This window comes from Bordetella pseudohinzii (assembly GCF_000657795.2).
Taxonomy (GTDB): Bacteria; Pseudomonadota; Gammaproteobacteria; order Burkholderiales; family Burkholderiaceae_B; genus Bordetella; species Bordetella pseudohinzii.
The window spans coordinates 51,613-71,402 of record NZ_JHEP02000011.1; the positions used below are offsets into that span (position 1 = coordinate 51,613).

At 66.8% G+C, this 19,790-nt stretch carries 21 protein-coding genes; 12 read left to right on the forward strand and 9 right to left on the reverse strand.

All coding sequences use genetic code 11. The features are described 5' to 3' along the window. Nucleotides 1-503 precede the first annotated feature (503 nt). The gene (locus tag L540_RS14730) at nt 504-776 is read left to right on the forward strand and encodes a hypothetical protein (RefSeq protein ID WP_043214285.1); all 273 of its coding nucleotides are present in this window, start codon (nt 504-506) and stop codon (nt 774-776) included. A gap of 135 nt (nt 777-911) precedes the next feature. Next, the gene (locus L540_RS14735; protein WP_043214288.1) at nt 912-1,130 is read left to right on the forward strand and encodes a dodecin; all 219 of its coding nucleotides are present in this window, start codon (nt 912-914) and stop codon (nt 1,128-1,130) included. Nucleotides 1,131-1,982: 852 nt separating this feature from the next. On the opposite strand, the gene L540_RS14740 is transcribed toward L540_RS14735, so the two are convergent. Together L540_RS14740 and hpxZ are read right to left on the reverse strand one after the other, a co-directional pair. Beyond that, complete coding sequence (locus L540_RS14740; RefSeq protein WP_043214290.1) at nt 1,983-2,531, reverse strand: NADPH-dependent FMN reductase; 549 nt, start codon at nt 2,529-2,531, stop codon at nt 1,983-1,985. Nucleotides 2,532-2,600: 69 nt separating this feature from the next. After that, nucleotides 2,601-2,972: an oxalurate catabolism protein HpxZ gene (hpxZ, locus tag L540_RS14745; protein ID WP_043214292.1), complete on the reverse strand. Its 372-nt coding sequence runs from the start codon at nt 2,970-2,972 to the stop codon at nt 2,601-2,603. A gap of 190 nt (nt 2,973-3,162) precedes the next feature. Between hpxZ and L540_RS14750 the strand changes: the two genes are divergently transcribed. Further along, on the forward strand, nt 3,163-3,693 hold the full coding sequence (locus L540_RS14750; protein WP_043214294.1) for an antibiotic biosynthesis monooxygenase: 531 nt from the start codon (nt 3,163-3,165) through the stop codon (nt 3,691-3,693). Here L540_RS14750 and L540_RS14755 read toward each other — a convergent pair. The 5 genes from L540_RS14755 to L540_RS14775 form a co-directional block, all read right to left on the reverse strand. Continuing rightward, nucleotides 3,690-4,367, reverse strand: coding sequence for a GntR family transcriptional regulator (locus L540_RS14755; protein WP_043214296.1), 678 nt, complete (start codon nt 4,365-4,367; stop codon nt 3,690-3,692). The two genes, L540_RS14750 and L540_RS14755, sit on opposite strands and share 4 nt — an antisense overlap. Before the next feature lie 112 nt (nt 4,368-4,479). Further along, nucleotides 4,480-4,662, reverse strand: a complete 183-nt coding sequence (locus L540_RS14760) for an AtzG-like protein (protein ID WP_043214298.1) — start codon at nt 4,660-4,662, stop codon at nt 4,480-4,482. Nucleotides 4,663-4,681: 19 nt separating this feature from the next. After that, complete coding sequence (locus tag L540_RS14765; protein WP_043214301.1) at nt 4,682-5,503, reverse strand: ABC transporter ATP-binding protein; 822 nt, start codon at nt 5,501-5,503, stop codon at nt 4,682-4,684. 3 nt (nt 5,504-5,506) lie between these two features. Further along, on the reverse strand, nt 5,507-6,283 hold the full coding sequence (locus L540_RS14770; protein WP_043214303.1) for an ABC transporter permease: 777 nt from the start codon (nt 6,281-6,283) through the stop codon (nt 5,507-5,509). 3 nt (nt 6,284-6,286) lie between these two features. Next, nucleotides 6,287-7,288, reverse strand: coding sequence for an ABC transporter substrate-binding protein (locus L540_RS14775; RefSeq protein ID WP_043214306.1), 1,002 nt, complete (start codon nt 7,286-7,288; stop codon nt 6,287-6,289). 298 nt (nt 7,289-7,586) lie between these two features. On the opposite strand from L540_RS14775, the gene L540_RS14780 reads away from it, so the two are divergent. The 5 genes from L540_RS14780 (at nt 7,587) to L540_RS14800 (ending at nt 13,427) form a co-directional block, all read left to right on the forward strand. Beyond that, complete coding sequence (locus tag L540_RS14780) at nt 7,587-8,885, forward strand: imelysin family protein (protein ID WP_043214307.1); 1,299 nt, start codon at nt 7,587-7,589, stop codon at nt 8,883-8,885. 86 nt (nt 8,886-8,971) lie between these two features. After that, the gene (locus L540_RS14785; RefSeq protein ID WP_372432927.1) at nt 8,972-10,378 is read left to right on the forward strand and encodes a di-heme oxidoreductase family protein; all 1,407 of its coding nucleotides are present in this window, start codon (nt 8,972-8,974) and stop codon (nt 10,376-10,378) included. Continuing rightward, nucleotides 10,375-11,445, forward strand: coding sequence for an imelysin family protein (locus L540_RS14790; protein ID WP_043214310.1), 1,071 nt, complete (start codon nt 10,375-10,377; stop codon nt 11,443-11,445). The genes L540_RS14785 and L540_RS14790 overlap by 4 nt, the downstream gene beginning before the upstream one ends. After that, on the forward strand, nt 11,435-12,523 hold the full coding sequence (locus L540_RS14795) for a DUF1513 domain-containing protein (RefSeq protein ID WP_043214313.1): 1,089 nt from the start codon (nt 11,435-11,437) through the stop codon (nt 12,521-12,523). Before L540_RS14790 ends, L540_RS14795 begins: the two co-directional genes overlap by 11 nt. 58 nt (nt 12,524-12,581) lie before the next feature. Then, on the forward strand, nt 12,582-13,427 hold the full coding sequence (locus tag L540_RS14800; RefSeq protein ID WP_043214315.1) for a mechanosensitive ion channel family protein: 846 nt from the start codon (nt 12,582-12,584) through the stop codon (nt 13,425-13,427). Between the two features lie 9 nt (nt 13,428-13,436). Here L540_RS14800 and L540_RS14805 read toward each other — a convergent pair whose 3' ends face one another. Then, on the reverse strand, nt 13,437-14,192 hold the full coding sequence (locus L540_RS14805; RefSeq protein ID WP_043214318.1) for an IclR family transcriptional regulator: 756 nt from the start codon (nt 14,190-14,192) through the stop codon (nt 13,437-13,439). Nucleotides 14,193-14,367: 175 nt separating this feature from the next. Here L540_RS14805 and L540_RS14810 point away from each other — a divergent pair, with 175 nt between their 5' ends. Beyond that, entirely contained in the window at nt 14,368-15,363 is a 996-nt protein-coding gene (locus L540_RS14810) for a Bug family tripartite tricarboxylate transporter substrate binding protein (RefSeq protein WP_043214320.1), read from the forward strand. Between the two features lie 73 nt (nt 15,364-15,436). On the opposite strand, the gene L540_RS14815 is transcribed toward L540_RS14810, so the two are convergent. Continuing rightward, nucleotides 15,437-16,246 carry an RNA methyltransferase gene (locus L540_RS14815; protein ID WP_109842542.1) on the reverse strand — a complete coding sequence of 270 codons (810 nt, stop codon included), beginning with the start codon at nt 16,244-16,246 and terminating at the stop codon, nt 15,437-15,439. Nucleotides 16,247-16,375: 129 nt separating this feature from the next. Between L540_RS14815 and L540_RS14820 the strand changes: the two genes are divergently transcribed. From L540_RS14820 to L540_RS14830, 3 genes are all read left to right on the forward strand, one after another. After that, nucleotides 16,376-17,155, forward strand: a complete 780-nt coding sequence (locus L540_RS14820; RefSeq protein WP_043214322.1) for an inositol monophosphatase family protein — start codon at nt 16,376-16,378, stop codon at nt 17,153-17,155. A 164-nt stretch (nt 17,156-17,319) separates the two neighbouring features. Next, entirely contained in the window at nt 17,320-18,906 is a 1,587-nt protein-coding gene (locus L540_RS14825; protein WP_043214323.1) for a TerC family protein, read from the forward strand. Nucleotides 18,907-18,926: 20 nt separating this feature from the next. Continuing rightward, a complete protein-coding gene (locus L540_RS14830) occupies nt 18,927-19,790 on the forward strand; it encodes an undecaprenyl-diphosphate phosphatase (RefSeq protein ID WP_043214325.1) in 864 nt (287 codons plus the stop codon).

Below are 19,790 nucleotides of genomic sequence, written 5' to 3' on the forward strand. Positions count from 1 at the left end.
GTAGCGCCCTTGGCCGCTGGTGTTTTCCGCTGCTGGCGATGACGGCTGGTCGGCGCCGCGCAGGCATGGCCGGCCACGGCTTGGGGCCGGGGCGCCTCGCCGCGGGGAGCCATGCGAGCGCGTTCGCACGCGCAGGGCTCATCATGTTGCCATTGCGTCGCGGATCCGCCTGGGCGTGGCGGATGCCGGCCAGATCGGCGTTGCCTGCCCATTGCGCAGCCGGTTCTCGAACAGGGATTGTATCGGCCTTCGCGAGGCGATGAGCGGATGCTTGGGGGAACTCGACGGCAATCGGCGACGCCGCGCCAGCTTCGCTGGCCGCTGGAGCCGCCACCAGCGGACCGCTTCCTCTGGCTCACCGCGCCGATCCGCATTTCTGTCCATCGCCACCCCCATCGTTTCCATGGGCCGGAAACCCCGGCGCCTGAACCACCTGGGCAAGCCGGCGCGCATGGTCTACGCTTTCAGGACGTGCCCGATGTGTTTCGGGCCGGGAGTGCGCCATGCAGACCATAGTCGCCACGGCCGCGGGTTTTGGGGTGCTTGCCCTGTTCGGCTATGTTGGCCGCCGTAGGCCGCAACTGGCCTTCTTCGGTTTTATCGCCGCCTGGCTGGCGATATGTGTCGCCCATATGACGTATGCGGTCCGGGTGGCGGCGCTGGGCGCTTCCGAGGAGGTGGCCGGCCATGCCGTGGTGTTCGGCCTGCCGGCCGCGCTGGCCTTCGTGCTGGGCCTGTGGGCGCGGCGGCGCGAAGGCGGGCGCTCGGAGGAGTAGGCCCAACATCCTGTCGGCACGATCTGGCCGCGCGCGGCCGCGGGGTTGCCTGTCGGCGCGTTTTGCCCGGACCTGCGTTCCGCGGCGGCCGCCCGGCATGGTTCAATGGGGTTCACTGGCCGAAAGGAGATCGTGATGTCCAAGAAAGCTCATGTGTACAAGCAGATAGAACTGGTCGGCTCCTCGACCGTGTCCAGCGACGATGCCATCAAGCAGGCCATCGAACGCGCCGCGCGCACGCTGCGCCACCTGGACTGGTTCGAAGTGACCGAGGTGCGCGGCCACATCAAGGACGGCAAGGTGGCGCATTGGCAGGTCGGCCTGAAGCTGGGCATGCGCCTCGAAGACGATTGAATCCCTGCGCATTTTTTGATCTGGCCTTGCAAGTGCATGTCTTGCAAGGCTTTTTCATGCTTGTCCGGTGACTATTCCAATGCTTGTCCACATTCGCCGGGGATAAGCGGACGCCGCCGGCGCTGCCCTATCTGGCGGATGTCGTGCTCAATTCTTGATCGGTCTTCGCAAGTGTCCGGCCCGCATAGGGTTTTTGGGCTTGCCCCAAAGCTGTTCAATACCTTGTCCACATTGGGCGGGGATAATTGCGCGGCCGCGAGCGCGCGCCGCTCCTGGATCGCTGGCCTCGCCGCCGTGGGCAATTCCTGACCAGGGCTTGCAAGCCCTTGAGCCGCATGAGGTTTTCGGGCTTGTGCGCGAGCTATCAAGCGCTTTGTCCACATCGGGCGTGGATAAGCGGCCCGGCCGCGATCGCGCCGGCAGCAGGCTTTGGGCATTTTTTGATCCGCGCTTGCAACTGCTTGATCCGGCTACAGATTTTCGGCTTGTGCCGGAGCTATCAAGTGTCTTGTCCACACCGGCCGGGGATAAGTGCGCGGGAGCCGGAGGGGGCTTGCGGGGCGCGTCCGAGGGGCTTGCGGGTTTACCCTGTACTGCTCTTTTTTCGAACGAAGGACCTCAGCTACCTGATTTGAAAGGCCTTTTTTGGAATGTCGGCGAGCTGTCCTCATGCTTATCCACAAAATGCGGGGACAACTTGAGGGCTTGGATGAGGTTTTGATCAGATCTTGATCAGGGGTTTCAAGTCATTGATATGACATGATAAATCCCGGCTTCCCGCAGGCTGTCCTCAAGCTTTTCCACATTGGCCGGGGATAAGGCCGCCGCCCGGGGCGGGCGGCGGCTGGAGCATCAGGCGAGCTTGGAGACCCAGTCCACGTAGCGGTCGATCCAGCCCTGCAGGAATTTGCGGGTGTCTTCGTTGGTGATCTGGTATTGATCGTCGATCAGGCCGTCCTTCATCTGCAGGAAGATCTCCGGCGTGGTCAGGACATTGACGCCCTCGGCGGCCAGGATATTGCGCAGGTGCTGTTGCGCCATGGCCGTGCCGGCGGCGCTGGGCGAGGTGCCGACGATGCCGGCCGGCTTGCCTATCCACACGTTCTGGCCCCAGGGGCGGGTGCCCCAATCGACGGCGTTCTTCAGGGCCGCCGGAATGGAACGGTTGTGTTCCGGCGTGACAAACAGAATGCCTTGCGCGTCCTTGATTTGCTGCTTGAGCTTGGCCGCGCCCGCGGGCATGTCGTTCTCGATGTCCTGGTTAAAGAGCGGCACGTTCAGATCGACGTAGTGGAATTTCACGTTCGCGGGAACGAGTTTTTCCAGTGCCCGGGCCAGGCGCAGATTGATCGAGGCGGCGCGCAGGCTACCGACAAAAACCGCGATATTGAGGGTGCTCATGAGGGGCATGCTCCGGGGTTGACGGGAAGCCCAGTGTAGACCCGCGGCGATGACGGCTCAATGTATTGCTCAGGCCATCTGACTGACGTGGGCGGCCACCACGCGCCAGCCCTGCGGCGTGCGCATCCAGGTCTGGCTCTGGCGGCCGATGCGGTCGGCCCGGCGGAATTCCAGATGCGTGGTGGCGAAGTCTTCGCCATAGGTCGTGACCTGGGTGCGCAGCACTTCGCGCGCCAGGCCGGCGGCCGGACGCTGCTTGCGGAACTCCCGGATCGCGTCGTAGCCATAGAGGTTTTCGCCGGCGCCATAGCGCAGGGTGTGCGGGCTGTCCCAGAACAGCTCGTCCAGGACCGCGATGTCGTTGCCGACCAGGGCGCGTTCGTAGCGTTCAAAGGCATGCTGGACTTCGGCTAGGACGTGGGGAAGGTTGATGGCGGTCATGAGGGCTCCGATGCACCAGGGCGGTGCTAGGGTTATCACCAATATGGTGTGTGTTGCGGTGCAATAAAAAAGGGGGATGGGGTGCCGAGGCCTCTCTCAGAGGGAGAATGCTGCGCTGCAAGGTTGGCACGGCGATTGCTAGGGTAAGTACCGAGGCGCGTTGTCGGCGCCGCTTGCCTAGGAGTCTGCGATGTCCCACCCCGTCACGATGTTGGTCACCCGGCGCATCTCGCCGCAGCGCTATGGGGATTTTCTGGCCTGGATGCGCCAGGGCGAAATCCTGGCCGCCGGTTTTCCCGGCTTTCTGGGATCGGGGGTACTGCAGCCCCCCGAAGGCGGCGACCTCTACCAGATCGTGCTGCGCTTCGAGGACGAGGCCAGCATGAAGCGCTGGGAGGGTTCGCTGCCGCGCCGGATGTGGCTGGAGCGCGGCGCGAAGCTGGTGCAGCACAGCCGGATCGAGCGCGTGGCCGGCATCGAGAGCTGGTTCGGGCCGCGCAAGCTCACGCCGCCGCGCTGGAAGCAGGCCATCAGTATCTGGCTGGCCTATTTCCCCATGCTGCTGTTGTTCAGCACGCTGCTCAATGAGCAACTGAGCGCCTTGCCCCTGTTCTGGCGCGTGCTGGTCACCACACTGAGCATGACCCCGGTGCTGTCCTTCATCTGTATTCCCGTGATCTCGCGTATCTTGCATCGCTGGTTGCACGCCGGGCGCGTCTAGGCCGCCGTCCGGCGGGAATACAGGCGGTGCAGCGTGATCTTGCGCACTTCGGCCTGGCTGTCGGCGATATGCGCCCGCAGCAGGCCCAGTGCCCGCCTTGCGTCGCCGGCCAGGATGGCAAGCAGGATGGCGCCATGTTCTTCATAGGTTTTCTCGACCCGCCCGGCCAGCGTGAAGTCCAGGCGCCGCACGATGCGTATGCGCTCGGTGGCTTCGCGGTGCACGCGGGCGATCTCGGGATTGCCGGCCGCGCGCACTAGGTCCAGGTGGAAGTGCTCGTCCAGCCGCGCCACTTGCGCGCCGTCGCGGCAGGGCTGCCGCGCCAGCCAGATATCGGCCAGCGCCTCCAGCGCGGCGCTGGCGTCCGGCAGCGCGCATAGCCGTTCGACCGCCGTTTGCTCCAGCACCAGGCGCAGGTCGTAGAAGTGATCCAGTGTCTCGAAGTCCAGCGGCCGCACCAGCCAGCCATTGCGGTGCCTGACTTCCAGATAACCTTCACGCTGCAGGCGGAACAGGGCTTCGCGCACGGGCGTGCGGCTCACCAGCAGCCGTTCGGCCACCTCGGTTTCGGTGAAGCGGTCGCCGGGCGCCAGCCGATAATCCAGGATGTCCTGCTTGACCGCGTCGTAGACGGAGTCGGCGCGCGACCGGGGTTCGGCGGCGCCTGCGCTCATGGGACGGCCTTGCGGTAATCGGCCAGACCGGCGCGCGCCAGCGTGTCGTCCAGGCTATCGACGGCCCGGCGTTCGCCCGAGGCGGCCTGTCGTGCCAGGGTCAGGGCGTCGGTCATGCGCGATACCCCGCGGCCGCTTCGGCTTCCCGCGGCAGGGCCTCATCGGCGAAGCTGGCGGCGATCGCCGGGATGCGCTCGAATCGCCGCGTGGCTTCGCGCGTGGCGGCCTCGCCCAGGCGGTAGCCTTGCAGCATCAAGGCGCTGCGGACATAGCGGTCTATGGTGTCTTGCGTCATGGCGGTCTCCGGGCGGCGCTTACTTGCGGACCTCGCGCTGGAAGATCTCCAGGCTCAGTTTCTTGGCGCGGATGAAAGAGGGTTCGCTCAGTGTTTCCACGGTGCGCGGGCGCGGGTCGTCGTAGTGCAGGATCTCCGCGACCCGGGTCGGGCGCTTGGTCAAGAGCAGGATCTCGTCGGCCAGGTAGACGGCTTCCTCGAGGTCATGCGAGACCAGCAGCATGGTGGTGCCCGTTTGCATATGCACCTCCTGTAGTTTCTCGCGGATGAACAGCGTCATCTCGAAATCCAGCGCGGAGAAGGGCTCGTCCAGGAAGAGCACCTCGGGTCCGGGCGCCAGCGCGCGCATGATGGAGGCGGTCTGCTGCTGTCCGCCCGACAGTTCGCAGGGATAGCGGTTCAGGTCGAACTTGACGTCGAAGGAGGCGATCAGCTCTTCGACGCGGCGCTGCACCTCGGCCTTGCCGCGTCCCTCCAGCCGCAAGGGATAGGCGATGTTGTCGATGGTGCGCAGCCAGGGAAAGAGCGCTTCGCGATAGTTCTGGAAGACATAGCCTATCTTGGTCTGCGCCAGGGACTTGCCGTCAAAGAGGATCTCGCCCGAATCGATGGGAATGAGGCCGGCGATCATATTGATCAGCGTGGATTTGCCGCAGCCATTGGGCCCGAAGACGGAGACGATCTTGCCCTTGGGGATATCCAGATTGAAGTCGGTGTACAGCGGCGCGCCGGCGAAGGTCTTGTGCAGCCCGCGTATCGTGATGTGAGTGCCGGCCGGGCCCGGAACAAAGGGTTCGGGCTGGGGGTCGGGCCAGATGGCGGGATTGATGACGGTACTCATGGCTTACCTGCCGCTCCAATGGACGATGCGTTTTTCGATCAGCAGAAAAAGGATGTTCAGCACATAGCCCAGGGCGCCCGCGGCCAGGATGGCCGCGTACATCTCGCGCACATTGAGCACTTGCTGGGCGTTGATGATGCGGTTGCCCAGGCCGTTTTCGGCGCCGATGAACATTTCGGCCACGATGACGATCACCAACGCCATCGACACGCCGCTGCGCAGGCCCACGAACGTCGGCTGCAGGCTTTCCCAGATCAGCACATCCTTGAAAATGCGCCAGCGCGAGGCGCCCATCACCCGGGCGGCCATCACGCGCTGCTTGCGGGCATTGAGCACGCCATAGGCGCTGTTGAACAGGATGACCAGCACCGCGGCGAAGGCGGCGATGGCGACCTTGTTCAGATCGGTGACGCCGAAAATCATCAGAAACAGCGGGATCAGCGCCGAGGAGGGCGTGGAGCGGAAGAAGTCGATCAGGAACTCGACGCTGCGGTAGAGCTTTTCATTGCTGCCCAGCAGCACGCCCAGGGGCACGCCGATGACCGCGGCGATGATGAAGGCCTGCAGGCTGCGGCTCACCGAGGCAATGAAGTCGGTGAGCAGCGGACCGCCGGCCATGCCTTGCGCCAGGGCGCTCAGGGTCGCCGCCGGCGTGGGCAGCAGCACGGGGCTGACCAGGGCCAGCCGCACGGCCAGGTCCCAGACCAGGAACAGGGCCAGCGGGCCGACCAGGGGAAGCCAGCGCGTGAGATCAGGGGCTCGCTTGGAGGAAGTCGGCATGAATCAACCCTTGTAGAGCATGCTGTCCACATTGACCTTCTGCGCGAACACGCCCTTTTCGGCGAAGAGGTCGAAGAATTTCTGGAAGTACTGCACGTCGCTGGCGGTGAATTCGTTGTAGAGCGTGTAGGCGGCCAGCGGCACTTCCTGGGTCATCGGGCCCTCGATGGCGGTGTAGCCCTTCAGGTATTGACGGGCTTCTTCAGGCTGCTTGCGCACCAGTTCGATGCCCCGCGCATAGGCCTGGATAAAGCGCTTGGACTCTTCGGGATGCTTCTTCAGGAAGGCCGTCGTCAGCGAGGCCGAGCCGCCGAACCAGGGCGCCATGGGGTCGCCCAGCACATATTTGGCGATGACGCCGGACTCCAGCACCCGCGTGGTGCCGTTCAGGCGGCCTACCGTGCCGGTGGGCTCCAGGGTGTAGCAGGCGTCGAGCTGGCCGGCGGCCACGGCGGCCACGTGCTGGCTGATGGCCAGTTCGACCACGGTCGCGCCGGTGGCGCCGGCGCGCTCAAGCACCGTGCGCGCCAGGGTCGCGTTCTGGATGCCGGGGCCCGAGCCTACCTTCTTGCCCTTGAGATCGGCGATGGACCGCACCGGGCTGTCCTTGGCCACGATGAATTCGTCCAGCACATGCTGGGCGTTGCTGGGATTGGAGGCAAAGATCTTGAACAGTCCCGGCGAAGCGATCTCGCCGATGGCGAGGTTGGCCGAGCCGGTGCCGTTGGCGCTGCCATCGGAACGGCCGGCCAGCATGGCCTCCATCACCTGCTGCGCGCCGGCGAATTTCTGGGCCTCGACGTTCAGGCCGGCTTCCTTGAAATAGCCCTTTTCCATGGCGGCATAGAAGGGCAGGCCGGCGGCCACCGGCCAGAAGCCGATGCGGATGACCGGGCTGGCTTGCGCGCGGCCCAGGGACGGCAGGCCCAGGCAGGCCGCGCCCAGGGCGGCGGTTTGCACCAGACGGCGGCGGGACAGGTTGATCAAGGACGAACGTTGGCTCATGAAGGCGCTCCGGGTTGGCGCTTGCCTTGGCGACAAGCTTGTATACCAACCCCAAGCAAAGACCGTGCCAGTTCTCTCCCCGCGGCGCGCCTGGCGTTTTGCCAAGGGCGGACGCTTCCGGATGGCCGGTCGCGCACTGCCGTGGTGCATGCGTCTGCCCCAGAACAGGCGCCGCCGCCCGGCAAGCTGACGAAAATCTGAACAGCAAACGAAAATTGTTTACACTCGCATTCGCTGAAAAATGTGATCAAACGGGTCGGCCGCGGGGCGGTCCGCACCCACACTCAGGAGAAGTTGGATGCGCAAATTGCTGCAAGGCATGTTGCTGGTGGCCGCCGTCGCGGCGGGGGGCGCCCAGGCGGCGGTCGAGCCCAAGGCCGTGGTCAAGACTTACGCGGATATCGCCGCCGCCGGCTACAAGGACTCGCTGAGCACGGCGCAGGCCCTGCAGCAGGCGGTCGATGCGCTGATCGCCCAGCCGAGCCCGGCCACGCTGGCCGCCGCGCGCCAGGCCTGGATCGCCGCCCGCGTGCCTTATCAGCAGACCGAGGCCTTCCGCTTCGGCAACCCCATCGTCGATGACTGGGAAGGCCGCGTGAACGCCTGGCCCCTGGATGAGGGCCTGATCGACTATGTGGACGCTTCCTATGGCACCGAGAGCGACGAAAACGCTTTCTATGCGGTCAATGTGATCGCCAACGCCAAGATCTCGGTCGGCGGCAAGACCATCGATGCCAGCAGGATCACGCCTGAATTGCTGTCCGAGGTGCTGCACGAGGCCGACGGCAACGAGGCCAATGTGGCGACCGGCTATCACGCCATCGAATTCCTGCTCTGGGGCCAGGATCTCAACGGCAGCGGCCCGGCGCCCAAGGACCGCGCCGGCACGCCCCAGGAGCGGCACGCCGGCAACCGGCCGCACACGGATTTCGATCCCAAGCAGTGCACGGGCGGCCATTGCGAGCGCCGCGTCGAGTTCCTCAAGGCCGTGACCCAGCTGCTGGTCGATGACCTCAAGGAGATGGCGGGGCAATGGGCCGAGCAGGGCGCCGCCCGCCAGGCCGTGGAGGAAGATCCCAAGGCCGGCCTGGTGGCCATGCTCACGGGCCTGGGCAGCCTGTCGTATGGCGAGCTGGCCGGCGAGCGCATGAAGCTGGGCCTGATGCTGCACGATCCCGAAGAAGAGCACGATTGCTTCTCCGACAACACCCACAACTCGCACTATTACAACCAGATCGGCATCCGCAACGTCTATCTGGGCAGCTATACGCGCCCGGATGGCAGCCAGGTGCAGGGCGCCAGCCTGTCGAGCCTGGTCAAGGAAAAAGACGCCAAGCTGGACGCCGAGGTGCGCGCCAAGCTGGATGCGACCGTGGCCGCCATGCAGGCCATGCGTGACCGCGCCGAGAAGGTCGAGACCTACGACCAGATGATTGCCGAGGGCAACAAGGAAGGCAACGCCGTGGTGCAGGCCGCCATCGACCGCCTGATCGACCAGACCCGCAGCCTGGAGCGCGTGATCGCCTTGCTGGAGCTGGGCGATGTCGCCATCGAAGGTTCCGACAGCCTGGACCAACCGGACGCCGTATTCAAGTGAAACCGCTGGTCGTATTGCTCCTGGCGGCGCTGGCCTCGGCCGGCGCCAGCGCCCGCGGCGACCTGAGCGCCGAAGACCTGCAGCGGGTGCGCGGCATCACCGCGCCCACCCGGGATTTTTCGGCGCCCGAGGCCTTCGAGACCATGCAGGCGGGGGCGGCCACCGTCAAGAAGCTGATCAACGCCGATATCTTTTCGCACGCCTCGGCCAACCTGAGCTTCGAGGGCCGCCAGCAATTCCTGGTGGGCAATGGCCTGTTCCGCAAGGACTGGGTGTCGGCGCCGTCTTCCACCCAGGCTTCCGACGGCCTGGGCCCCTTGTTCAATGCGCGTTCCTGCCAGGCCTGCCACGTCAAGGATGGGCGCGGCACGGTGCCGGGCTTCGACCCGCTGGCGCGCACCGATGCGGTGGCGCTCCTGCTGCGCCTGTCGGTGCCGCCCGCGACCGAAGCCGAACGCCGCGCGCTCTCTTCCGGAGAGCTGGCCGCGCTGCCCGAGCCCGTCTATGGCGCGCAGCTGCAGAACTTCGCCGTGGCCGGCCTGCCCAGCGAGGGGCGCATAGCGGTCGAGTACACGCCCATCACGGTGCGCCTGGCCGGCGGCGAGACGGCCATCCTCATGCGGCCCGCCTATCGCATCGAGGACCTGGGCTATGGCCCCATGCGCGCGGACACGCAGATCTCGCCGCGCCTGGCGCCGCCCATGATAGGGCTGGGCCTGCTCGAGGCCATCCACGAGGACGACATCCTGGCGCATGCCGCCGCCGACAAGGGCGACGGCATCAGCGGCAAGCCCAATTGGGTGCATGACCTGCGCACCGGCGCCAAGGTGCTGGGGCGCTTCAACTGGAAAGCCGGCCAGCCCACGGTCGAGCAGCAGAGCGCGGCGGCCTTCTCCAACGACATGGGGCTGTCCTCGCCGCTGTTTCCCAGCCACCATGGCGATTGCACGGCCGCGCAGCAAGCCTGTTTCGACATGCCCCATGGCGCGCAGCCGCATCTGGGCGAGCACGAAGTGCCGGCCCGCCTGATGGACTTCGTGAGTTTTTATTCCAACAACCTGGCCGTGCCGCAGCGGCGCGACCCCGACGATGCGCGCGTGCTGGCGGGCAAGAAGCTGTTCTACGAGGCCAATTGCATAGGCTGCCACGTGCCCAAGTACGTCACGCGGCGCGATGCCAAGCAGCCCGAGCACCAGTTCCAGCTGATCTGGCCGTATACCGATTTGCTGCTGCACGATATGGGCGAGGGCCTGGCCGATGGCGTCAGCGAAGGCCAGGCCAACGGCCGCGAGTGGCGCACGCCGCCCCTGTGGGGCATCGGCCTGACGGCGGTGGTCAATCCCAACGCCACGTATTTGCATGACGGCCGCGCGCGGAGCTTGCTGGAGGCCATCCTCTGGCATGGGGGCGAGGCCCAGGCCGCCCGCGACCGCGTGGTCGCCATGACACCGGCCGAACGGGCCGATCTCATCCGCTTTCTGGAGTCCCTATGAAATTCCTGCTTTTGGCGGCGGCGGGCCTGTTGGCCGCCGCGCCGGCCGCGGCCGCGCCGCCGGCCGATCTGGGCCGGCGCCTGGCCGAAGGCTATGCGCGCCCGGCCATGGCGCGGCTGGACGACAGCGCCCGCGTCATGCGCCAGGACCTGCGGGCCTGGTGCGCCTCCCCGGGGCAGGAAGGCGCCGCCAAGGTGGCCGACGCTTTCGGGCGCCTGGCGCAGGCCTGGGCCGGCGTGGCTTTTCTGCGTTTCGGGCCGCTGGTCGACGGCAATCGTTTCGAGCGGCTGTCTTTCTGGCCGGATACGCGCGGCGTCATGCCCAGGCAGGTGCAGGGCGCGCTGGCCGCGGCCGACCCGGCCTTGCTCGCCGAAGGCGCGTTAAAGGGCCGCAGCGTGGCCGTGCAGGGCCTGCCCGCCCTGGAATACCTGTTGTATGGCGAGCCGGGGCTGCTGCGCCACGCCGCGCGCGATGCTGCCGGATCGGCCTATGCCTGCGCCTATGCCGTGGCCGTGGCGGGCAATATCCAGGGCCTGGCGGGCGAGTTGCGCCAGGCCTGGGGCGGGCAGGGCGTTTTCGGGCGCCAGTTCACGGCCCCTGGCCCGGACAATGCGCTTTACCGCAGCGCCCAGGAAGTGGCGGCCGAGGCCATGAAAGCCCTGTCGACCGGCTTGCAGTTCGCGCGCGAAGTCAGTCTGCTGCCCGCGCTGGGCGCCGATGCCCAGGCGGCCCGTCCCAAGCGCGCCGCCTTCTGGCGCAGCGGCCAGTCCACCGCCGTGCTGGCGGCCAGCCTGCGCGGGCTGCTGGCCTTTTACCAGGCCGGCGGCTATGTCTTCGCGCCGGGTTCGCAGGGCCTGGCCGATACCTTCAAGCATGAACTCGGGCAAGCCGAGGGCCTGGTGGCCGCGGCGCCGGACGACGCCGAGGCGGCATTCACGCAGGGCGAGGCGCGGGCCGCGCTGACGCTGGCCGCCATGATCCTGAAGAACGCCAAGGACGTGATCGACCAGGACATCGCGCCGGCCCTGGGCGTGACCATCGGATTCAATGCGCTCGATGGCGATTGACCGGCGCGGTTTTCTTGCCCTGGGCGCGCTCCTGCTGCCCGGCCGCCTGCTTGCCGCGGCTGACGCGCGCTATGTGACGGCGCGCCAGCGGGCCGCCCGACACGAGGTCGTGGTGCTCGATGAGCGGGGGCGCGACCTGCTCGTGCTGCCCATGCCCGACCGCGGGCACAGCTTTGCCATCGACGGCGAACGGGCCACGGTCTTCGGCCGCCAGCCGGGTTTTTTTGCCCTGAGTTTCGATCTGCGCGGCCGCCAGCCGCCCCAGGTGATCGAGGCCGCCCCGGGCCGGCATTTTTTCGGCCACGGGGTCTATCTTCCCGGCGGCCAGCTGATGCTGGCCACCGAAAACGACTACGAGGCCGGGCAAGGCGTGATCGGCGTCTACGACGTCAGCGGCAAGCCGCGCCGCGTGGGCGAGTTTTCCAGCGGCGGCATCGGGCCGCACGAACTCATCCTGATGCCGGACGGCAAAACCCTGTGCGTGGCCAATGGCGGCATCCTGACCCACCCCGATTACGGCAAGCTGGAACTCAACCTGGACACCATGCGGCCTTCGCTGGCCTATCTGGACGCGGCCAGCGGGCGATTGTTGGAGACGGTCGAACTCGATCCGCGCTGGCATCGCCTGTCCATCCGCCACCTGGCCCTGGCCGCCGACGGCGCGGTGTGGTTCGGCTGCCAGCATATGGGGCCGGCCCACGAGCGTCCGGCCCTGGTCGGCCGCCATCGGCGCGGCCGCGCGCCCGAGTGTTTCGCCGGCGATCCCGAGCGGCTGCGCGGCATGCGTAACTACGTGGGCTCCGTGGCGGCCGACGCCAGCGGCAGCATCATCGCGACCTCCAGTCCGGTCGGCGGGCAGGTGCTGTATTGGGATGCGGCCAGCGGCAGGCAGCTGGGCGCCACCGACCTGGCCGACGGCTGCGGCGTGGCGCCGGCGCCCGGCGGCGGCTTTCTGCTCTCCAGCGGCCTGGGCGCCATGCTGCGCGCCGGGCCGCAAGGCGTCGCGGCCGCCCTGTTGCCGGCCGGCCGCGAGCAATCCTGGGACAACCATTTCCGGCGGGCGGCGCGCTTGGGTTGAGCACGCGCATCTGCTAGAGTCCTGGGGTCGATTTTGCCGAGATAGACAGGGAGGACTCATGAAAGAATGGTTGGAAGGCCTGGGCGCTGCCATGCCCCAGTTGCTGGACCTGGGCTGGAACCTGCTGGTGGCGATCCTGATCCTCATCATCGGCTGGTGGGCGTCCGCCTTGCTGGGCCGCTGGGTGCGCCGCGCCGCGCAGCGCTCGCCCCGTATCGATCCCACCATCGTGCCCATGTTCCAGAGCACCGTGGTGTGGGCCGTGCGCATCTTCACCGTGATCGCCGTGCTGGCCCGCTTTGGCGTGCAAACGGCCAGCCTGATCGCGGTGCTTGGCGCCGCCGGCCTGGCGGTCGGCCTGGCCTTGCAGGGCACGCTGCAGAATATCGCCGCGGGCATCATGCTGCTGATTCTGCGGCCGATACGCAGCGGCGAATACGTGGGCCTGAGCACCGGCAACGAGGGCACGGTCGAGGAGGTCGGCCTCTTCCTGACGCGGCTGGTGCAGGTGGACGGCATACACATCACCCTGCCCAATAGCGCGGTCTGGACGGCGACCATCATCAACTACAGCCGCAACGTCAACCGCCGCTGCGATATTCCGGTCATCATCCATTACGCCGACAACCTCGACGCGGCCATCGGCCGCCTCGAAGCGCTGGTGAAAGACCACCCCATGATCGAGGCGACGCCCGAGCCCGTGGTGCGCGCCATGGAGTATCGCGACAACGGCACCGTGGTCAATGTGCGCGTCTGGACCAAGGCCGCCACTTACTGGGACCTGCGCTGGGACCTGTTTCAGCAGATCCGCCGCAACCTGGGCGAAGCGGGATTCCGCGCGCCGATTCCGGTGCGCGAAATCCAGGCGCCGCCGTCCTCGGACAAGGACGCGGCGGCGGCCTGAGACCGGCGTTCAGGTCTTGAGGCGGGCCAGCTCGGCCTTGATCCAGCCGGCGATTTCGCGCTGGCGCTGGGCCGGCATGCGGTCGATGATGGCCGTCACGCTGACGGCCAGCAAGGGCGTGCCCTGCGCATCGAGCAGGGCGCAGCCCACGCCCAGCGCGCCGCGCACGGCGTGGTTGCCCACGACCGAATAACCGCGCGAGCGGGTGTTTTCGATGAGCCGATGCATTTCGTGCGGCGTCATGCCGCCGAATTCGTCCAGGCGTTCGGAGTTGCGCGCCACGATGCCGTGGGCGATCTCATCGGGCAGGGCGGCCAGGATGGCCATGCCGCCCGATCCCACGCCCAGCGGCTGGCGCTTGCCGGCATAGGTCGCCAGGATCTGCACCGGATAGCTGCCGATCTCGCGGTGCAGGCTGACGGAGTCGTCGCCGTCGCGCACCACCAGGAAGACGGCATCGCCGGTACGGTCGGCCAGGCGCTTGAGGGTGGGCAGCAATTGGCGCACGCGCGGGTCGGGCGAAACGACGTCCGGCTCGCCGCCGAGCTCGGCGCGGTATTTCTTGGTGCCCTGGATGGTGGATACCAGCCCCGCCTCCAGCAGGGCGGCCAGCAGCCGGTAAATCGTCGGGCGCTGGATGCCGGTTTGCCGGGCGATGTCGGTTACGCTCAGCCCGTTATTGCCCTGGTCGCGCAGCGCCGCCAGCACGGCCAGCCCTCGCCTCAGGGTACGCGGCCCGGCGGCCGCGGTCTCACTCTCTTGCATGTATGTCTCTGATTATCAAGGCAAAATCGCGGATCGTCCGGCTTTCCCATCGCGGGTAAACCAGCGTCCGTAGGGTGGACTCTACCTTGCCTGGGCACGGGTGTATAGCGCATCATCCTGCGAACCATAATTTTTATACGTCCATACCGTGGACATTTTGCATGGAGACAGTCGCATGACAACGGCCAAAAAGCCTCGTCTGGCGCGCGCCCTCACCGGTCTGATCGCCGGTGCCGTAAGCGCCTTTGCCCTCAGCACCGCCCCCGCCCAGGCCGCCTACCCGGACAAGCCCGTGCGCATCGTGGTGGGTTTTTCCGCTGGCGGCACGACCGACGTGATCGCGCGCATCATGGCCAAGGAGTTGACCGAATCGCTCGGCCAGTCCTTCGTGGTCGAGAACAAGCCGGGCGGCGGCAGCAATATCGCCACCGACTATGTGGCCCGCGCCACGCCCGACGGCTATACGCTGCTTTTCGTGGCCGTGACCAGCGCCATCAACCAGACGCTCTATACCAACGTCAATTTCGACCTGGTCAAGGATTTCGCGCCGGTTGCCCTGGGCGCCAAAGTGCCCAATATCCTGGTGATCAACCCGCAGGTGCCGGTCAAATCGGTGCAGGAGCTGGTGGCCTATGCCAAGGCCCATCCGGGCAAGCTGGCGTTTGCCTCCTCGGGCAGCGGCACTTCCATCCACATGGCGGGCGAACTGTTCAAGCAGCGCGCCGGCATCGACGTGCTGCACGTGCCCTACAAGGGCAGCGCCCCGGCCGTGACCGACCTGATCGGCGGGCAGGTGCAGTTCATGTTCGACAACATGCCTTCGTCCTGGCCGCATGTGCAGTCGGGCAAGCTGCGCGCGTTGGCGGTGACGACGACCGAACGCTCCAAGAGCGCGCCGGACCTGCCCACCATGCAGGAATCGGGCTTTGACAAGTTCGACGTGTCGTCGTGGTTCGGCCTGATCGCGCCGGCGGGCACGCCGCCCGATGTGATCGAGAAGCTGAACGCGGCGATGAACCAGGCCCTGGACAAAGCCTCTGTGCAGAAGTCCTACGAAAGCCTGGGCGCGGTGGGCCAGAAGACCACGCCGGCCGAATTCGGCGCTTTCATCAAGTCGGAAGTCGAAGGCTGGGCCCCCGTGGTCAAGGCCTCCGGCGCCAAGGTCGACTGATACGCAAGGCAGGGAAATCGAAAAGCTGGCGCATGGGCGCCAGCTTTTTTTTGGCGGGCAGGCGCCCCGGGCGTCAGTCGTCGCCGTCCTTGCGGCTTGCGCGCGGCGCGGCGCGGCCGGCCACCTCCAGCATGGCGGTGCAGACGCCGCGCAGCATGTCGATCTCGTCGCGCGTCAGTTCGGCGCGCGTGAACAGGTGCCGCATGCGCGGCATCAGTTTCTTGGGGTGGGCGGGATTGAGGAAATCCACCGCCACCAGGGCCTGCTCCCAGTGCGCCAACATGGCCTGCACGGCCTGGCCGCTGGCCGGCTGGGCGCCGGGGTCGGGCTGCAGGGCGCGCGAGGCCGGCAGCAGGGTGGCCCCCGAGGCTTCGAGCAGGGCGTAGCGCAGCTCCCAGGCCGCCAGCTGCAGGGCCTGGGCCACGTTCAGCGAGCTGTATTCGGGATTGGCCGGGATGTGGCAGATGCGCTGGCACAGGCCGATCTGCTCATTGGTCAGTCCGGACCGTTCCGTCCCCAAAACAATGGCCACGGCGCCGGCCGGATTCTGCGCCAGGTGCTCGCGGCTCAAGGCCGCGGCCTGGCGGATGTCGCAGGGCGGGGGGCCCAGGTCGCGCACGCGCGCGGTGAGCGCGAAAGCCAGGGTGACCGGCGCCAGGGCCTCCTGCAGCGTGGCGCAGGTCTGGGCGCGTTCCAGGACATCGGCCGCGCCGCTGGCCAGGGCCACGGCCTCGGGCTGGGCCGTCATGCCGGGCAGGCGGGGGTCGACCAGCACCAGCTCGGAAAAGCCCATGGTCTTGATGGCGCGCGCCGCCGATCCCACGTTGCCGGGGTGGCTGGGCTGCACCATGATGAAGCGCGCGCGTGAAAATTCTTGAGTCATTTAAAATGCGTGGTTTGGCTTTGTGCTTTCCTGGGTTTCCGGGGCGCCATGGGCCACTTGCCCTTGGCGAAGTACGATACTCCCTTGCCACGCACCTGCGCAGGCCAGGCCTTTACCGAACGGAATTCTATGCACCCGATGCTCAATACCGCCATCAAGGCGGCTCGCCGTGCCGGCGCCATCATCAATCGCGCCAGTCTCGATCCCGACCGCCTGACCGTGGCGCGCAAGGGGCCGCGCGATTATGTCACGGAAGTCGATCGCGCCGCGGAGGAGGCCATCGTCGAAGCCCTGCGCATCGCCTATCCCGACCACGCGGTGCTGGGCGAGGAATATGGCCTGCAGGGCCCCGACCAGGCCGAGTTCCAGTGGATCATCGATCCCCTGGACGGCACCACCAACTTCATCCACGGCCTGCCCAATTACGCCGTGTCCATCGCCCTGACGCAGCGCGGCCAGGTGACCCAGGCCGTGGTCTACGACCCGGCGCGCAATGAGCTGTTCACGGCCAGCCGGGGCGGCGGCACCTTCCTGAATGACCGCCGCGTGCGCGTCTCCGGCCGCATCCGCTATCACGAGGCGCTGCTGGGCGCGCACTGGCCCACGCCGGCCGATGCCGACCAGGGCCCCTCGCGTTTCCGCAATATGGCCGAGGGCAGCACCGGCGTGCGCCGCCTGGGCTCGACCGTGCTGGAGCTGGCCTATGTCGCCACCGGCCGCCTGGACGGCTTCTGCGGCGTGGGCCTCAAGCCCTGGGACCTGGCCGCCGGCAGCCTGCTGGTGCTGGAGGCGGGCGGCCTGGTGGCGGATTTCGACGGCGAGCAGGGCTGGATGGATTCCGGCAATGTGCTGGCCGGCAGCCCCAAGATCTTCACCCATATGCTCACGGCGTTGCAGACCAAGGCCTGATCCGGCCCGCCTCGCGATGAAAAAACCGGCCCGGCGCCGGTTTTTTCATCTGGCGGTCAGCCCGGCCGGACAGAATGTCCGGGCCGGCGCCGCAAGGGTTTGTCACCCGCGTGTCGCCGCTTTTCCATGTACGATTATCCGTCGTGTAACTTCTGGAGTGCCTGATGGAGTGGCTGCTGGACCCCGCCGCGTGGGTCGGCCTGCTTACCCTTGTCGTCCTTGAAATCGTCCTCGGGATAGACAACCTCATCTTCATCGCCATTCTGGCGGACAAGCTGCCTGCCTCGCAGCGCGACCGCGCGCGCATCGTGGGCCTGAGCCTGGCGCTGGTGATGCGCCTGGGCCTGCTGTCCGTGATGTCCTGGCTGGTCACCCTGACCAAACCCCTGTTCGTCATCGGCCCCTTCTCCTTCGCCGGGCGCGACCTCATCCTCATGCTGGGCGGTTTCTTCCTGCTGTTCAAGGGCACGATGGAGCTGCACGAGCGCATCGAGGGCGGCGGCCAGCAGGTGGTCGGCGGCTCGCGCTCCTATCCCAGCTTCTGGGTCACGGTCACGCAGATCGTGGTGCTCGACGCGGTGTTCTCGCTCGACTCGGTGATCACGGCCGTGGGCATGGTCGACCACCTGGCCATCATGATGATCGCGGTCGTGATCGCCATCGGCATCATGCTGGCGGCTTCCAAGCCACTGACCCGCTTCGTCAATGCCCACCCGACCGTGGTCGTGCTGTGCCTGGGCTTTTTGCTGATGATTGGTTTTTCGCTGTTGGCCGAGGCCTTTGGCTTCAAGGTGCCCAAGGGCTATCTCTATGCGGCCATCGGCTTTTCCGTGCTCATCGAGGCGCTCAATCAGGTGGCCCGGCGCAACCTGCTCAAGCTGGATGCGCGCCGGCCCATGCGCGACCGCACCGCCGAGGCCGTGCTGCGCATGCTGGGCAAGCGCCCGCTGATGGCCGAGCCCGATCTTGAGCCGGATCGGCAGACGCCGGCCGCGCCGGCCTTCGGGGTGGAGGAGCGCAATATGGTGAGCGGCGTGCTGACGCTGGCCGAGCGCTCCATCCACTCCATCATGACGCCCCGCATCGACGTCTCCTGGGTCAATATCGAAGACGAGCCGCAAGTCATCCAGAAGCAGATCATGGCCGCTCCGCACAGCTTCTTCCCGGTGTGCCGGGGCTCGCTGGACGAGGTCATCGGCATCGGCCGCGCCAAGGACATGGTGGCCGATCTCATCGCCGAAGGGCAAGTACGGCGCAACCAGCTGCGCGATCCCATCATCGTGCACGAGTCCATCGGCATCCTGCGCCTGATGGAAACCCTGAAGCGCTCGCGCGGCCAGCTCGTGCTGGTGGCCGACGAGTTCGGGGCCATCGCCGGCCTGGTCACGCCCATCGACGTGTTCGAGGCCATCGCCGGCGAATTCCCCGACGAGGACGAGGTGCCCGATATCGTCGCCACGGGCGACAGCGTCTGGCAGATCGATGGCGCGGCCGACCTCCGGCATGTGGAGCAGGTGCTCGACACCGAAGGGCTGATCGACGAGTCGCAGGATTACTCCACCTTGGCGGGCTATCTGCTGATGCGCTTCGGGCAGCTGCCCAAGCCGGGCGACAGCTGCGAGTACGAGACGCCGTACTTCCGCTTCCGTTTCGAGGTGCTGCGCATGGAAGGCCGGCGCATCGCCTCGGTGCGGGTGGAACGTTCCATCAACGAAGCGCTCGAAGATCCCGACAACTACGACCACGACTAAATCTTTCCAGGTATCCCTTTGTGACTGACAGCACGCTCTATCTTCTGAAGGCTTTTTTCCTCGGCATCATCGAAGGCCTGACCGAGTTCATTCCGGTGTCCAGCACGGGCCATCTCATCCTGTTCGGCGACTGGATACAGTTCGAGTCCAGTTCGGGCAAGGTCTTCGAGGTGGTGATCCAGCTGGGCTCCATTCTTGCCGTGATGTGGATCTTCCGCGCGCGCCTGTGGCAGCTGATCCGGGGCACTCTGGCCGGCGAGCGCCAGGAGCTGATGTTCACGCGCAATCTGCTGCTGGCCTTTCTGCCGGCGGCCGTGATCGGGGCCGTCTTCATCAAGGTCATCAAGCAGACTTTCTACCACCCCGGCGTGGTGGCGGTCACGCTGGTGCTGGGCGGCCTGATCATGCTCTGGGTGGAGCGGCGCGCGCCGCACACGCCGGGCGACGCCCCGGGCGCGTCCGACGACACGGCCTCGGATGAGCGGGCCACGGCCCGGCGGCTGGAGGACATCAGCTGGAAGCAGGCGCTGGGCGTGGGCGTGGCGCAGTGCCTGGCCATGATTCCCGGCACCTCGCGCTCGGGCGCGACCATCATCGGCGGCATGATCGCCGGCATCCAGCGCAAGACGGCCACCGAGTTTTCTTTCTTCCTGGCCATGCCGACCATGCTGGGCGCCGCCGTCTACGATATGTACCGCAACCTGGACGTGCTCACCCAGCATGACCTGAGCGGCATCGCGGTCGGCTTCGTGGCGGCTTTCCTGAGCGCGCTGGTGGTCGTGCGCGCCGTGCTGCGCTTCGTGGCCAACCACACCTATCGCGGCTTTGCCTGGTATCGCATCGCCCTGGGCCTGGTGGTGGCCGTCTGGCTGTTTGCCCGCTAG

What these genes read in the sequence shown, in the direction of transcription:
- L540_RS14765 (WP_043214301.1), bottom strand. Translation starts at nt 5,503, where the DNA reads ATGAGTACCGTCATCAATCCCGCCATCTGGCCCGACCCCCAGCCCGAA.
- L540_RS14795 (WP_043214313.1), top strand. Translation starts at nt 11,435, where the DNA reads ATGGCGATTGACCGGCGCGGTTTTCTTGCCCTGGGCGCGCTCCTGCTG.
- L540_RS14810 (WP_043214320.1), top strand. Translation starts at nt 14,368, where the DNA reads ATGACAACGGCCAAAAAGCCTCGTCTGGCGCGCGCCCTCACCGGTCTG.
- L540_RS14775 (WP_043214306.1), bottom strand. Translation starts at nt 7,288, where the DNA reads ATGAGCCAACGTTCGTCCTTGATCAACCTGTCCCGCCGCCGTCTGGTG.
- L540_RS14800 (WP_043214315.1), top strand. Translation starts at nt 12,582, where the DNA reads ATGAAAGAATGGTTGGAAGGCCTGGGCGCTGCCATGCCCCAGTTGCTG.
- L540_RS14730 (WP_043214285.1), top strand. Translation starts at nt 504, where the DNA reads ATGCAGACCATAGTCGCCACGGCCGCGGGTTTTGGGGTGCTTGCCCTG.
- L540_RS14770 (WP_043214303.1), bottom strand. Translation starts at nt 6,283, where the DNA reads ATGCCGACTTCCTCCAAGCGAGCCCCTGATCTCACGCGCTGGCTTCCC.
- L540_RS14780 (WP_043214307.1), top strand. Translation starts at nt 7,587, where the DNA reads ATGCGCAAATTGCTGCAAGGCATGTTGCTGGTGGCCGCCGTCGCGGCG.
- L540_RS14760 (WP_043214298.1), bottom strand. Translation starts at nt 4,662, where the DNA reads ATGACGCAAGACACCATAGACCGCTATGTCCGCAGCGCCTTGATGCTG.
- L540_RS14750 (WP_043214294.1), top strand. Translation starts at nt 3,163, where the DNA reads ATGTCCCACCCCGTCACGATGTTGGTCACCCGGCGCATCTCGCCGCAG.
- L540_RS14755 (WP_043214296.1), bottom strand. Translation starts at nt 4,367, where the DNA reads ATGAGCGCAGGCGCCGCCGAACCCCGGTCGCGCGCCGACTCCGTCTAC.
- L540_RS14735 (WP_043214288.1), top strand. Translation starts at nt 912, where the DNA reads ATGTCCAAGAAAGCTCATGTGTACAAGCAGATAGAACTGGTCGGCTCC.
- L540_RS14820 (WP_043214322.1), top strand. Translation starts at nt 16,376, where the DNA reads ATGCACCCGATGCTCAATACCGCCATCAAGGCGGCTCGCCGTGCCGGC.
- L540_RS14740 (WP_043214290.1), bottom strand. Translation starts at nt 2,531, where the DNA reads ATGAGCACCCTCAATATCGCGGTTTTTGTCGGTAGCCTGCGCGCCGCC.
- L540_RS14805 (WP_043214318.1), bottom strand. Translation starts at nt 14,192, where the DNA reads ATGCAAGAGAGTGAGACCGCGGCCGCCGGGCCGCGTACCCTGAGGCGA.
- hpxZ (WP_043214292.1), bottom strand. Translation starts at nt 2,972, where the DNA reads ATGACCGCCATCAACCTTCCCCACGTCCTAGCCGAAGTCCAGCATGCC.
- L540_RS14790 (WP_043214310.1), top strand. Translation starts at nt 10,375, where the DNA reads ATGAAATTCCTGCTTTTGGCGGCGGCGGGCCTGTTGGCCGCCGCGCCG.
- L540_RS14815 (WP_109842542.1), bottom strand. Translation starts at nt 16,246, where the DNA reads ATGACTCAAGAATTTTCACGCGCGCGCTTCATCATGGTGCAGCCCAGC.
- L540_RS14825 (WP_043214323.1), top strand. Translation starts at nt 17,320, where the DNA reads ATGGAGTGGCTGCTGGACCCCGCCGCGTGGGTCGGCCTGCTTACCCTT.